At 70.6% G+C, this 13,097-nt stretch carries 15 protein-coding genes; 6 read left to right on the top strand and 9 right to left on the bottom strand.

Going from position 1 to position 13,097, the window contains the following annotated elements; all coding sequences use genetic code 11:
• A partial coding sequence (locus ABNT58_RS24855) for a VOC family protein (RefSeq protein ID WP_348756068.1) occupies nt 1-311 on the bottom strand: 311 nt, incomplete at its 3' end.
• Nucleotides 312-345: 34 nt separating this feature from the next.
• Nucleotides 346-954 (bottom strand): DUF1080 domain-containing protein, encoded by a 609-nt coding sequence (locus ABNT58_RS24850; protein WP_348756067.1) that lies wholly within the window; start codon nt 952-954, stop codon nt 346-348.
• A gap of 97 nt (nt 955-1,051) precedes the next feature.
• Here ABNT58_RS24850 and ABNT58_RS24845 point away from each other — a divergent pair, with 97 nt between their 5' ends.
• Nucleotides 1,052-1,627 (top strand): MarR family transcriptional regulator, encoded by a 576-nt coding sequence (locus ABNT58_RS24845; RefSeq protein ID WP_348756066.1) that lies wholly within the window; start codon nt 1,052-1,054, stop codon nt 1,625-1,627.
• Nucleotides 1,628-1,746: 119 nt separating this feature from the next.
• Nucleotides 1,747-3,441 carry a tannase/feruloyl esterase family alpha/beta hydrolase gene (locus ABNT58_RS24840; RefSeq protein ID WP_348756065.1) on the top strand — a complete coding sequence of 565 codons (1,695 nt, stop codon included), beginning with the start codon at nt 1,747-1,749 and terminating at the stop codon, nt 3,439-3,441.
• Nucleotides 3,442-3,472: 31 nt separating this feature from the next.
• Here the strand turns inward: ABNT58_RS24840 and ABNT58_RS24835 are convergent, their stop codons facing one another.
• The 4 genes from ABNT58_RS24835 to ABNT58_RS24820 form a co-directional block, all read right to left on the bottom strand.
• Nucleotides 3,473-3,928, bottom strand: a complete 456-nt coding sequence (locus tag ABNT58_RS24835) for a type II toxin-antitoxin system YhaV family toxin (protein ID WP_348756064.1) — start codon at nt 3,926-3,928, stop codon at nt 3,473-3,475.
• A complete protein-coding gene (locus ABNT58_RS24830; RefSeq protein WP_348756063.1) occupies nt 3,928-4,245 on the bottom strand; it encodes a type II toxin-antitoxin system PrlF family antitoxin in 318 nt (105 codons plus the stop codon). Before ABNT58_RS24830 ends, ABNT58_RS24835 begins: the two co-directional genes overlap by 1 nt.
• A gap of 86 nt (nt 4,246-4,331) precedes the next feature.
• Complete coding sequence (locus ABNT58_RS24825) at nt 4,332-5,303, bottom strand: Bug family tripartite tricarboxylate transporter substrate binding protein (protein ID WP_348756062.1); 972 nt, start codon at nt 5,301-5,303, stop codon at nt 4,332-4,334.
• A 118-nt stretch (nt 5,304-5,421) separates the two neighbouring features.
• Nucleotides 5,422-5,832, bottom strand: coding sequence for a VOC family protein (locus ABNT58_RS24820; RefSeq protein WP_348756061.1), 411 nt, complete (start codon nt 5,830-5,832; stop codon nt 5,422-5,424).
• 193 nt (nt 5,833-6,025) lie between these two features.
• Between ABNT58_RS24820 and ABNT58_RS24815 the strand changes: the two genes are divergently transcribed.
• A complete protein-coding gene (locus ABNT58_RS24815) occupies nt 6,026-6,781 on the top strand; it encodes an ATP-binding protein (protein ID WP_348756060.1) in 756 nt (251 codons plus the stop codon).
• Nucleotides 6,782-6,901: 120 nt separating this feature from the next.
• Nucleotides 6,902-9,217, top strand: a complete 2,316-nt coding sequence (gene parC / locus ABNT58_RS24810) for a DNA topoisomerase IV subunit A (protein WP_348756059.1) — start codon at nt 6,902-6,904, stop codon at nt 9,215-9,217.
• 2 nt (nt 9,218-9,219) lie between these two features.
• Here the strand turns inward: parC and ABNT58_RS24805 are convergent, their stop codons facing one another.
• Nucleotides 9,220-9,996, bottom strand: coding sequence for a DeoR/GlpR family DNA-binding transcription regulator (locus ABNT58_RS24805; protein ID WP_348756058.1), 777 nt, complete (start codon nt 9,994-9,996; stop codon nt 9,220-9,222).
• A gap of 88 nt (nt 9,997-10,084) precedes the next feature.
• Between ABNT58_RS24805 and ABNT58_RS24800 the strand changes: the two genes are divergently transcribed.
• Together ABNT58_RS24800 and ABNT58_RS24795 are read left to right on the top strand one after the other, a co-directional pair.
• Nucleotides 10,085-11,272, top strand: a complete 1,188-nt coding sequence (locus tag ABNT58_RS24800; protein ID WP_348756057.1) for an MFS transporter — start codon at nt 10,085-10,087, stop codon at nt 11,270-11,272.
• A gap of 159 nt (nt 11,273-11,431) precedes the next feature.
• A complete protein-coding gene (locus ABNT58_RS24795) occupies nt 11,432-12,067 on the top strand; it encodes a M48 family metalloprotease (RefSeq protein ID WP_348756056.1) in 636 nt (211 codons plus the stop codon).
• A gap of 4 nt (nt 12,068-12,071) precedes the next feature.
• Here the strand turns inward: ABNT58_RS24795 and ABNT58_RS24790 are convergent, their stop codons facing one another.
• Complete coding sequence (locus ABNT58_RS24790) at nt 12,072-12,551, bottom strand: disulfide bond formation protein B (RefSeq protein ID WP_348756055.1); 480 nt, start codon at nt 12,549-12,551, stop codon at nt 12,072-12,074.
• A gap of 5 nt (nt 12,552-12,556) precedes the next feature.
• Nucleotides 12,557-13,027 carry a RidA family protein gene (locus ABNT58_RS24785; protein WP_348756054.1) on the bottom strand — a complete coding sequence of 157 codons (471 nt, stop codon included), beginning with the start codon at nt 13,025-13,027 and terminating at the stop codon, nt 12,557-12,559.
• Between the last annotated feature and the right edge of the window lie 70 nt (nt 13,028-13,097).

The raw sequence follows: 13,097 nt of genomic DNA, 5'->3' as shown, positions 1-13,097 counted from the left end.
TCCTGCGTGGCGGGCGGCTGCACCGGCTGGCCACCGGCCGCCAGGGCGGCTGCGTAAGCGGCATCCACGTCGGCGACGTACAGGTGCACGTGGGCGTCCACCGCGGGCCAACCCGGGATCGCATCGGCCAACATCACCACACCGTCGTCGATGCGCACCTCCGCATGGCGCAAGCGGCCCTGCTCGCCGTCGATCTGCCGCAGCGGCTGGCCGCCGAAGGCCTGCACCAGGAAACGCACCGTGGCTGCTGCGTCGGTGACCAGCAGGTAGGGGCTGACGCTCGGATAGCCGTCGGGCTTGAAGGCGTTCATGCGTACTCCTGGCGGTGGTCGGGCAGCCCGCGGGTTACAGCGGCCGAATCTCCACCTTGCGGAACTTGACCACGCCACGGCCCCACTGCAGCGCGATGGGGCCGGGGGCCAGCAGCTCGTTGCTCTGGACGTCGGCGGTCTTCACGCCGTTGAGCTCCAGCACCAGGCGCGGGCCCTGCACGGTGATCAGGTAGGTGTTCCAGCGGCTGCCGGCCTTGGGCATCGGGTCGGGCACCTTGGCCAGCCGCACGATGGCACCGGTGCCGTACGTGGGGTCGGGCCGCTGGTCGAAGATGTTGGCTTCGTAGCAGGTCTTGTCGTCGATCACGGTGCGGTTGTTGCAGCGCAGGAACACGCCGCTGTTGGCGTCGTCGCTGGTCCAGAACTCCACCCGCAGCTGGTAGTCGCCGTAGCTGTTCCTGCTCACCAGGTAGGCCGGGTCCTTGCCGCCCTGGGTGGCCTGGATGGCGCCGTCGGTGGCGGTCCAGTTGGCTTCGGCCACCCGGGTGAAGTTGTCCAGGCCCTGGGTGCCATCCACCAGCGTGGTCCAGCCGCCGCCGGGCAGGGCGGCGCAGCCGGCCAGGGCGGCCGTGGCTGCCAGTGCGGCGAGGGTGGTGAAGCGGGCCGGGGTGCTGCGGGTCACCGTTGTCTCCATCCGTGGGTTGCGGCGGCGCCGGGCCGCTGCTTGTTGGTGTTGGTCGCGCGTGCAGTCTAGGCGCCACCGGCGGGACAATGCGCTCATGTCCAAGAAGATCACACCGCCCCCGGCCACCACGCCCGACGGCCGGCTGGCGGAAGACGACCTGCAGCAGGTGCTGGGCTACCAGCTGGCGCAAGCGTCGATCGCTACCACCCGGGTCTACAACGAAGCGGTGGGCCAGCCCTTCGACCTGCGGCCGGTGGAATACACCGTGCTGGCGCTGATCCAGCGCAACCCCGGGGGCTCGGCCGCCCAGCTGGCCAAGGCGCTGGCCGTGACGGCGCCCAACATCACCATGTGGCTCGACCGGCTGGAAGCCCGGCAGCTGGTGCAGCGGGTGCGCAGCGAAACCGACCGCCGCGCCCAGCGCCTGCAGCTCACGCCCCATGCCACCCAGCTGATGAGCGAGGCCACCGCCCGGCTGCTGGCCGGCGAGCGCCAGGCCCTGGATGCCTTGTCCACCGGCGAACGCGCCATCCTGCTGGAGCTGCTGCACAAGGTGGCCTGCTGCCGCACCTCGGCCACCGACGCCCCCGCCGCGGACAAGGCGCCGGCGGATGCGGCCGCCGATGCGCCAGCGGCTGCGGCGCGCCGGGGCCGGCCGGCTGGCAGCTGAGGCCATGCTTCATTCAATGAATTAATTGCCTGCGGCGCATCGCTCGGGTAATCGAGCATGTTGACACGCTCGGATGCTTCATAAGATGAACTTTCACGTTCATTCCAATGGAGACATGCATGCGTGGATTCCCCCTCACGATGCTGGCCGCTGCTGCCGCAGCGCTGCTGGCCGGCTGTGGCAGTGACGGCGGCTCGGCCAGCCTGCCGCGGCTGGCTGCCGCCACCCCCGGCACCCTGGCCAGCTGTACCGACCTGGGCAGCCGCCTCAACCTGCCCGGCACCGTCATCCGCACGGCCGAGGCCGTGGCGGCCGGCACGCTGACCGTGGCCGGTCAGCCGGTGCGGGCGCACTGCCGCGTCACCGGCGCCATGAACCAGCGCACCAGCGCGGTCGATGGCAACAGCTACGCCATCGGCTTTGAAATGCGGCTGCCGCAGGACTGGAACGGCCGCTTCTTCTACCAGGCCAACGGCGGGCTGGACGGCAGCGTGCTCACCGCGGTCGGGCCGGTGGGCGGTGGCGGGCCGCTGAACAACGCGCTGGCGCAGGGCTTTGCGGTCATCAGCTCCGACGCCGGCCATGCCGCTTCGCAGGGCCCCAACTTCGGCATCGATCCGCAGGCGCGGCTGGACTACGGCTACCAGGCGGTGGGCACGCTCACGCCGATGGCCAAGCAGCTGATCGCACTGGCCTACGGCCGGCCGCCCGATCGCTCGTACATCGGCGGCTGCTCCAACGGCGGCCGGCATGCGATGGTGGCCGCCTCGCGCTATGCCGAGCAATACGACGGCGTGCTGGTGGGCGACCCTGGCTACCGGCTGCCGCTGGCGGCCATCGCCAACATGGCCGGCGTGCGGGTGTACAACGCGCTGGCCAGCACCGCCAACGACCCGTCCACCGGCTTCACCCTGGCCGAGCGCACCCTGGTGTCCAACGCGGTGCTCTCGCGCTGCGACGCGCTGGACGGCGCCGCCGACGGCCTGGTGCAGGACATCACCGCCTGCCAGGCCGCCTTCAACCTGTCGCGCGACGTGCCCACCTGCACCGCCGGCCGCGACGGCAGCTGCCTGACCGAGGCGCAAAAGAGCGGCATCGCGGGCCTGTTCACCGGCGCGCGCACCGCCAGTGGCCGCAGCATCTACCGCAGCTTTCCGTACGACGCGGGTCTGGCCACCACCGGCTGGTCGAGCTGGAAGTACGGCAACTCGCTGACGCGCGACCCGGGCGCGGTGGGGATCGTGTGGCAGGTGCCGCCCGAGGCGGTGGCCGGCTTCAATGCCACCAACTTCGCGCTGACGGCCGACCTGGACGGCATGCTGGACAAGGTGGCCGCCACCAACGCCACCTACACCGAAAGCGCGATGAGCTTCATGCTGCCGCCCCATGTCGACGACCTGGGCACGCTCAAGCAGCGCGGCGCCAAGATGATGGTCTACCACGGCACCAGCGACCCCATCTTCTCCAGCGACGACACCGACGCCTGGTACGAGGCGCTCACCCGCCGCCACGGCGCGCAGGCCGCCGACTTCGCCCGCTACTACCGCGTGCCCGGCATGAACCACTGTTCCGGCGGCCCGGCCACCGAGCAGTTCGACATGCTGACGCCGCTGGTGGCCTGGGTGGAGCAGGGCCAGGCGCCCGGTGCGGTGACCGCCACCGCACGCGGTGTGGGCAATGCCGGCGGCGTCAATGCCGATGTGCCCGCCACCTGGTCCGCCCAGCGCAGCCGGCCGCTGTGCCCTTACCCGCAAGTCGCCCGCTACCTGGGCAGCGGGGACGTGGAATCAGCGGCGAGCTTCGTCTGCCGCTGAGTCGAGGCGCCAGCGGAGGGTGGCGAGCCTGCTACGGCAGGCTCCAAGTCAGGCTGCTGGCCCGGACCAGACTGGCCCAGTCGTCGGGTGGCGTGCCGCGGCCCAGCATCTTTTCGAACACGGCATATGGGTCTGTCTTGCTGCCCGTTGACCGCAGCGTCTGCTCGTCGTTGACCCAGGCGTACACGATGACTTTCGACTTGGAGTCATAGCGGAAGAACAGCCGAAAGCGCCTTCCGACCTTGGCCCTGCGCCAGTGGCGATGGGCCGGTCCGAGGGTGTTGCCCTGGCGGTACTCTTCACGCGCGGGGTCGCCTGGCACCACGTCCAGCATCAGCTGGCTCAGAGCCCGGAACAGCTTGACGTTGGCATTCGACTCGAACTTGTCCGGGTCATTCTCTTGCGCCCGGCGAGCGGCCGCCTGCAGCTTCTGCAGCTGCTCGACCACGCAGGCATGGAACAGCAGGGTCCAGCCGTGGCGCTGCATCAGAGCGCCACGTCCCCGTCGATGTCTTCGTCAAGGTTCACGCCGTGACCTGTGTGCGACAGCATCGCGCGGACCAGATCATCGGGCAGGGCCTGGATGTGGCGCCCGGTCTCCATGTCGCGCGCCAGCAAGTCCAGGAAGGCGCCGATGGCAGGGTCCTGGTGTTCGACACCAGCCCGCGTCACCACCACCTGACCATCCCGCAAGTCGAAAGCCACCTTGCCGCCCGCATCGACGCCAAGCGCCTGCCGAATGGACTTGGGTAGCGTGATCTGGCCCTTGGTGGTCAAGGTGGCCACTTCATGGATGGCAGGCATGGCATTCCCTTCGTTCAGTCCTTGAATGGTAAGGAAAATTCCTTACCGGATCAACTTCACGCGACGAAGGTCAGCCTGCCAGCCGTTCAAGCCTCCGGCTTGAAGCCCACCCGCTTGACCACCGGGCCCCAGGCCGCGTTTTCGTCGGCCACGGCCTTGGCCAGTTCGGCCGGGCTGTTGGCCGCGGCTTCCAGGCCCAGCTGGGCGAAGGCTTCCACCACCTCGGGCGAGCTGACGGCGGCGGCAATGGCGGCGGCGGCGCGCTGCGTCACCTCGTCGCTGGCCTTGCCGGGCAGGAAAAAGCCGTACCACTCGCTGATGGTCAGCGCCGGGAAGCCCTGTTCGGCATAGGTGGCCACGTCGGGCACCAGCTTCGAGCGCTGCTTGCCCGAGATGGCCAGCAGGCGCAGCTTGCCGTTCTTCAGGTGGGGCAGGTAGTCGCCCACCGGCGAACTCATCGCCGCCACCTGGCCGCCCAGCAGGTCCTGGATGCCCGGCGCCGAACCCTTGTAGGGCACGTGGCGCAGGTCCAGGCCGCTTTCCTTGGTGAGCAGCGCGCCGATGAAATGCGGCGGTGTGCCGGCACCCGGCGAGGCGTAATTGGCCTGCTCCGGGTTGGCCTTGGCCCAGGCCAGGAAGCCCTTGATGTCGCGTACCGATTCGGGCACCGCCGGCCCCACGCCGAAGCCGAACGAGATGTGGCAGGCGGTGCTCACCGGCCGCAGGTCGCGCAGACCGTAGTTCAGGCGGCTGTAGATGTGCGGATACAGCGTGACGATGGACGCCGGCGTCAGCAGCAGGGTGCTGCCGTCGGGCGTGGCGCGGCTGGTTTCTTCGGCCGCCAGCCGGCCGCCGGCGCCGGCCTTGTTGTCCACCAGCGCCACGCGGGCATAGCCGCCGCGCAGCTTGTCGGCCACGCGCCGCGAGACGGCATCGGTGGTGCCCCCCGCCGGAAAGCCGCACAGCACCTTGGCGGTTTCCAGCGTCTGTGCCTGCGCCAGGCGCGGCAAGGCCATCCACAGCGGGGCGGCAGCCAGGAGGGTTCGGCGGTCGATCATCGGTTGTCTCCGTGGATTTAGATACTTCAACAATTTAAGTATCTTGCCGGCGGATGCGTTGCGTACTTTCCCTATGTGAGGGCCTGGATCATTCACTGATTGAACGAGGATCGCCCACTCATGAAGGTTCGCCCGGCGCCGCCGGCACGTGGCAGGCCACCGCCAGCTTGTTGCCGTCGAGGTCGCGGAAATAGGCGCCGTAGTAGTGCGGGTGGTAGTGCGGCCGCGGGCCCGGCGGGCCTTCGCAACGGCCGCCGGCGGCCAGCGCGGCGGCATGCACCTGCCGCACCTGCGCACGGTCCGTGGCCAGCAGCGCCACCATCTGCCCATTGCCGGCCCCGTGAGGCTGCCCGTCGAAGGGGCGCCCGACGATCAGCAAGGGTCGGCCGCCGCCGGCCGGCTCCCAGCCGGCCCAGCCTTCGTCGGGTTCATGGAAGCGCAGCTTCAACGGCAAGGGCGCCAGCACGCGCTGGTAAAAGCCGAAGGCCCGGGACAGGTCTTTGGTGCCAAGGTAGACGTGCGACAGCATGGGTGCGGACCCTCCTGCGCCGATGCTAGGGGCCGGCCGAACGGCCGGTCAATCGCGCACGGCCGCCGGCATTTGTCACTGGCAAATTCGATGGCATTTCTATCAATTGAATCATTGCCGGGCCGATGACACTGCCTGTGCGGGCCGTGGCCGAGGGTCCGCTGACAGCCAGACGTCGGCCAGGAGTGGACCCATGCAGATCGCCCCCGCAGTGCCCCCCGAAGTCGTCGCCATGCCCCGTGCCACCGCCGCCGCGCCCGCCAGGCGCCCACGTGCCGGCATGTTCGACGCCATCCCCGACCTCGAGCGGCTGTCCCACCGCCTGTCGCACGACCTGGCCGGCCCGCTGCGCAGCATGCGCATGCTCAGCGGCTTGATCCAGGCGCGGCTCGACCTGGGCGACGTGGGCCAGGCGCGCGACTGGGTGGGCATGATCGGCGAGCACAGCCAGCGCCTGGGTGACATGGTCGATGCGATGGCCGAGCTGCTGCAGGTGGCCGGTTCCGTGCCCCAGCTGGAGCGGGTGCCGCTGTCTGACCTGGTGGCTGCGGTGCGCCGCGAGCATCCGGCGCCGGCCCGCGCGGTGGTGCGGGTGAGCGCACTGCCCACCCTGAGCGTCGATCCGCTGCTGATCAGCCAGGTGTTCATGCGGCTGCTGGACAACGCCTGCAAGTTCACCAGCCGGGTGGAGCGCCCGCGCATCGACCTGCGCTGCGAGCAGCTGGGGGCGCACTGGCGCTTCCAGGTGCGCGACAACGGCTGCGGCTTTGCGGCCGGCCGCACCGACGAGCTGTTCCGCCCCTTCGTGCGCCTGCACGGCGCCGACTACCCCGGCGTGGGCATCGGCCTGGCCATGGTGCGCCGCATCGTCGAACTGCATGGGGGCCAGGTGTGGGCCGACGGCGCCGAAGGCCGGGGCGCCACCTTCTCGTTCACGCTGCCGGGCTAACATCCAGGTTTTCGCCATGCGCTGCCGCGCGGGCGCTGCGCCCTGCAGCGGCCGCCGCGCATGGCGCCAGGGTGCCGGCCCGCCAGGGCCCCGAGGGCGCACCCCCAGCCTGATGAGCCCATGGACCAGCTTGACCTGATGCCGCCGCCCGAAGACGGCACCCCACCCGATGCCATCACGCTCGCGCACTATGCCGAGCGGGCCTACCTGGAATACGCGCTCAGCGTGGTCAAGGGCCGCGCGCTGCCCGACGTGTGCGACGGCCAGAAGCCGGTGCAGCGCCGCATCCTGTACGCGATGGAGCGCATGGGACTGGCCTTCACCACCACCGCCGGCCCCAAGCCGGTGAAAAGCGCGCGGGTGGTGGGCGACGTGCTGGGCCGCTTCCACCCGCACGGCGACACCGCGGCCTATGACGCGCTGGTGCGCATGGCGCAGGACTTCAGCCAGCGCTACCCGCTGATCGACGGCCAGGGCAACTTCGGCAGCCGCGACGGCGACGGCGCCGCGGCCATGCGCTACACCGAGGCGCGGCTGGCGCCCATCACGCGGCTGCTGCTGGACGAGATCGACGAAGGCACCGTCGACTTCATTCCCAACTACGACGGCTCCACCGAAGAGCCGCGCCAGCTGCCGGCGCGCCTGCCCTTCGTGCTGCTCAATGGCGCCAGCGGCATTGCCGTGGGCCTGGCCACCGAAGTGCCCAGCCACAACCTGCGCGAGGTGGCCGCCGCCGCGGTGCTGCTGCTCAAGCAGGATTTGGTGAGCGACGACGAGCTGCTGGCCGTGCTGCCCGGCCCCGACTACCCGGGCGGCGGCCAGATCATCAGCAGCCCCACCGACATCCGTGAGGCTTATGCCACCGGCCGCGGCAGCCTGAAGGTGCGCGCCCGCTGGAAGATCGAGGACCTGGCCCGTGGCCAGTGGCAGGTGGTGGTGACCGAGCTGCCGCCCGGCACCAGCGCGCAGAAGGTGCTGGAAGAGATCGAGGAGCTGACCAACCCCAAGGTCAAGGCCGGCAAGAAGGCGCTGAGCACCGAGCAGACGCAGCTCAAGACCACGGTGCTGGGCGTGCTGGACGCGGTGCGCGACGAGTCGAGCAAGGACGCGGCGGTGCGCCTGGTGTTCGAGCCCAAGAGCCGCACGGTGGATCAGCAGGAGCTGATCAACGTGCTGCTGGCCCACACCAGCCTGGAAAGCAGCTCGCCGATCAACCTGACCATGGTGGGCGCCGACGGCCGCCCGACGCAAAAAAGCCTGCGCCAGATCCTGCTGGAGTGGATCGGCTTTCGCACCGCCACGGTGGAGCGCCGCACGCGCCACCGGCTGGGCAAGGTGCTGGACCGCATCCACGTGCTGGAAGGCCGGCAGCTGGTGCTGCTGAACATCGACGAGGTGATCCGCATCATCCGCAATGCCGACGAGCCCAAGGCCGCGCTGATCGAGCGCTTCAGCCTCAGCGACCGGCAGGCCGAGGACATCCTGGAAATCCGGCTGCGCCAGCTGGCGCGGCTGGAAGCCATCAAGATCGAGCAGGAGCTGGCGGAAAAGCGCGCCGAGCAGAAGAAGCTGGAAGACATCCTGTCGTCGCCCGCTTCGCTCAAGCGCACCGTGGTGCGCGAGATCGAAGCCGATGCCAAGGCGCATGGCGACGACCGCCGCACGCTGATCCAGGCCGACAAGCGCGCCCAGGCCGAGGTGCGCATCGTCGACGAGCCGGTGACGGTGGTGGTCAGCCTCAAGGGTTGGGTGCGGGCGCTCAAGGGCCATGAGGTGGACCCGAGCACGCTGGCCTTCAAGGCCGGCGACGGGCTGCACGGCACCTTTGCCTGCCGCAGCGTCGATCCGCTGCTGGTGTTCGGCAGCAATGGCCGGGTGTACACGGTGGCGGTGTCGCTGCTGCCGGGCGGCCGCGGCGACGGCGTGCCCATCACCTCGCTGATCGAGCTGGAAGCCGGCACACAGCCGGCGCACTACATGGCCGGCGCGGCCGAGACCACGCTGCTGCTGGCCAACACCGGCGGTTATGGCCTGCTGGCCAAGCTGGGCGACCTGCTGTCGCGCCAGCGTGGCGGCAAGAGCTTTTTGACGCTGGAGGGCGATGCCAAGGTGCTGCCGCCGGTGCCGGTGCAGCCGGCCCACACCCAGGTGGCCACGCTGGCGATGGACGGCCGGCTGCTGGTGTTCGCGCTCGACGAGCTGAAGCTGCAGCCCGGCGGCGGCAAGGGCCTGACGCTGATGGACGTGGACGCCGCCTCGCCGCTGGTGTCGGTGGCCACGCTGGCCACCAGCTGCACCGTCAAGGGCAGCGGCCGCGGCGGCAAGGCCAAGGAAGAAGTGCTGCGCAACGCATCGCTGGCCGAGCATGTGGGCAAGCGGGCGCGCAAGGGGCGCAAGGTGGATGGGCTGTTGAAGGTGCTCCGGGTCGTCGGCTGACGCTAAGCCTGCGGCGTCGGCGCCAGCCGGCGCGCGCCCAGGTACGCCGGCTCGCCGTCGGTGATCACGTGGTCCAGCTCGGCCAGCTCGGCCACGGCGCAGGGCGCTACGTCGTCCAGCTTGCTGGCGTCGCACAACACCACGCGGCGCACCGCGCCGGCCACCATCGCGCGCTTGATCACGGCATCACCCGGCTGCCAGGCGGTGACGCCGGTGCGCTCATGCAGCGCGCAGGCGCCCAGAAAGGCGATGTCGGCCCGGTGCGCGCGCAGCGTGGCCACCGCCTGTTCGCCCTCGAACACCCGGTGCACCGGCAGCCACTCGCCGCCGGCCAGCACCGGCCGCAGCTGCGGCGCTTCGGCCAGGGTCAGGAAAACGTCCAGCGCATGCGTGACCACCGTCAGCGGCCGGGGCATGCCGTCGGCGCGCAGCAGCTGGGCCAGCGCCAGCGCGGTGCTGCCGCCGTCGATGAACAGCGTCTGATGTGGCTGCACCAGGCCGGCGGCGGTGCGGGCGATGGCCTGCTTGGCCGCGGGCATCACCGTGGCTCGCTGCTGCGAGGTCATCACGCCGGTGTTCAGCGCCACTGCGCCGCCGTGCGTCTTTTGCACCAGGCCACGGGCCGCCAGCTGCCGCAGGTCGCGGCGGATGGTGTCGTCGGACACGCCGTACTCGGCGGCCAGCGCGGCCACTTCCACGCGGCCGCGGCTTTTCAGCAGCTCGGCCATGCGCTGCTGGCGCTCTTGCACGAAGCGGGGCAGGTCTTGGGGCGTGCTCATGGCGTTTGCGGCATTGTGCGGTAAAGGAATGCGGGAATGTATTTGAGTGTGCATAATCGTGCAAATGCCTGAACGATGCAGCCGCACCATGCCGTCCTCGCCCGCCGCTGATCCCACCGACCGCCAACTGCGGCGCGCACGCTTTGCCACCCGCGTCCAGTTCTATGCCTTCGGCTTCATCACCGGCAGCTGGGGCACGCATGTGCCCAGCGCCAAGGCGCACTACGGCCTGTCGGAAGGGCAGCTCTCCATCGCGCTGCTGGCCGCGGCGCTGGGCGCGGTGCTGTGCCTGCTGCGCGCCGGCCTCATCGTGGAATGGCTGGGTCCGCGGCGGGTGACGCAGGTGGCCGGCATCACGCTGTGCGTGTCGCTGGCTTCGGTGCTGCTGCCTTCCAGCGGCACCGGCGCGCCGCTGGCCATGCTGCCGCTGGTGCTGCTGCTGGGCGTGTTCGGCGCTTCCACCGCGCTGTTCGACGTGGCCATCAACGCCGAAGGCTCGCTGCTGGAAACGCGCAGCGGCCTGAAGGTGATGAGCGGCTTTCACGGCATGTGGAGCCTGGGCGCGATGACCGGCGCCGGTGTCGGCGGCCTGCTGCTGCGTGCGCAGGTGCCGGCGCTGTGGCAGCTGACGGGCGCCTGCGCCGCCGCGCTGCTGCTGATGCTGTGGGTCTCTGCCCGCATGCTGCCCGAACACCCGGTGGTGGAGCAGGAGGCCGGCGACGGCCCGCGCCGCCGCTGGACCGGCCTGCTGGTGCTGCTGGGCCTGCTGGGCGCCGCCGGCCTGGTGGCCGAGGGCGCCATCTACGACTGGAGCGTGCTGTGGATCGTGCAGGACCTGCAGCAGGACCAGTCGGTGGGCGCGGCCGGCTACGCCGCCTTTGCCGGCGCGATGGCGCTGACCCGCTTCGCCGGTGACTGGTTGCGCACGCACATTCCCGCACCGCGGCTGCTGGCCGGCAGCGGCCTGCTGGCGGCGGCGGCGATGAGCACCGCGCTGCTGGCGCACAGCGCCTGGGTGGCGGTGCCGGCGCTGGCGCTGGTGGGGGCCGGGCTGGCCAATGTGGTGCCCATCCTCTTCATGGCGGCCAGCCGGGCGCCCGGCGTGGCGCCGGCGGCAGGCATCGCGGCGGTGTCTTCACTGGGCTACCTGGGCTTCGTGGCCGGGCCGCCGCTGATCGGCGGCGTGGCCCATGCCACCTCGCTCACCGGCGGCCTGACGGTGCTGGTGGCCGCCGCGCTGCTGATGGCCTGGGGCGCGCGCCGGTTGCCCAGCTGAGCCGGTGGCGCCGTCGGCGGCGCTTTTGGGGGTAAACCCTAAATCCTGGGTACGCATGTTGCACGCCGGCCTGCGCCGGCTGCGTTGGCTGGTGCACCGGAGTCGCCCATGCCGTCCTGCCTTTCTCGCCGCCCGTCGCATCCCGTTCTTTCCCGATCCGTGCTGGCCGCCCTGTGCATCGCCGGCAGCCTGCTCGTGGCCGGCCGGCCGGCGGTGGCGGGCGAGGGCATCCTGGACGTGCTCAACCGTTCGCAGTCGCTGCGGCTGGCGCAGCTGGCGCCGGTGGACCCGTCAGACGCCCGCGCACGGGTGCTGCAGGCCAGCTTCCAGCAGGTCTTGTCCGTGGCCGATGGCCTGGGCGCGCGCCCGGTGAGCCTGCTGGTGGTGCAGGGGCCGGTGGTGGCCGAGACCTTTCACGGCCGCATCATCGTCGTCAACGCCGACGTGGCCGCACGGCCGGAAGGCGAGCGGCTCTTCGTGCTGGCGCACGAGCTGGGCCATGTGGTGCATGCCGACTGGGCGGCGGTGGGCAGCGTGTACCAGCGGCACATCCCGGCCGAGGTGCTGCAGTCGCGCACCGACGCAGTGGCGGCGCTGCTGGGCCGCGAGATGACGGCCCTGTCGCATGAGCAGGAATTGAGCGCCGACGGCTATGCGCTGCAGCTCATCGGCCGGCTGGGCCATGGCATGGAGGCGGCGGTGGCCACCTTCACCCGCTACGGCGTGCAGGTGGACTCGGCCACCCACCCCGGCACCCGCAAGCGCATCGCCGCGCTGCGGCTGTCGGCGCCTTGAAGTCTCAGCGCCGCAGCAGCCGCACGGCGGCCAGCGCAAACACCACGAACAGCGCCAGGCTGAAGAACTCGTAGGGCACGCCCAGCACCTTCACCGCGGCGTCGGCACACGAGGCACGCGCCTGGAACACCTCGGGCGCCAGGCTGTCCAGCTGCAGGCCGCTGACGATGCGGTCGGCCAGCGTGAGGTTGCACGAGGCCGTGGCCGCGGCCACGAAGTGCTGCCACAGCGCCGCCGCCGCGCCGCCCAGGGACAGCAGCAGCACCAGCAGCGCCGACAGCCCGCGGCCCAGGCCGTTGCGGATGACCAGGCCGATGACGCAGGCGATGGCGATGGCCACGAAGATCACCCGCTGCAGCACGCACCAGGGGCAGGGCTGCATGTCGAACACATGCTGCGACACCAGCGCCGCGGCCACCGCGGCCAGCGACACCAGCGCGATCATGCCCAGCCACGCATTGCTGCGCCGGGCGGGTGAAGCCACCGGCCTCACGCTGCGACTTCGGCGATCAGCTCGATCTCGACGCAGGCACCCATCGGGATCTGCGCCACCGAGAACGCGCTGCGCGCATGGGCGCCCACCTCGGTGCCGAACACCTCGCCCAGCAGCTCGGAAGCGCCGTTGGTCACCAGGTGCGCCTCGGTGAATTCCAGCGTGCTGTTGACCAGGCTCATCAGCTTGACGATGCGCTTGATGCGGCCCAGGTCGCCGCCCACCGCGGCGCTCAGCGTGCCCATCAGGTCGATGGCGATGGCGCGCGCAGCGGCCTTGCCTTCATCGGTGGTCATGGTGGCGCCCAGCTTGCCGACCCAGGGCTTGCCGTCCTTCCTGGCGATGTGGCCCGACAGGAACACCAGGTTGCCCGTCTGCACTAAAGGCACGTAGGCCGCGGCCGGCGTGGCAACGGCGGGCAGCGTGATGCCCAGGGACTGCAGGCGTTCGGCGATCGGGGAAGACATGGTGGCGTGATCCTTCGGGACGACGTAGGGAAGAAAGAGCGCGGGATCGTACACCCCCGAAAGGGGGCCT

Origin of the sequence: uncultured Aquincola sp. (assembly GCF_964001545.1) — a bacterium.
GTDB lineage: Bacteria > Pseudomonadota > Gammaproteobacteria > Burkholderiales > Burkholderiaceae_C > Aquincola.
The sequence above is the reverse complement of the archived record's forward strand: the minus strand, read 5'-3'. Positions and strand labels throughout refer to the sequence as shown.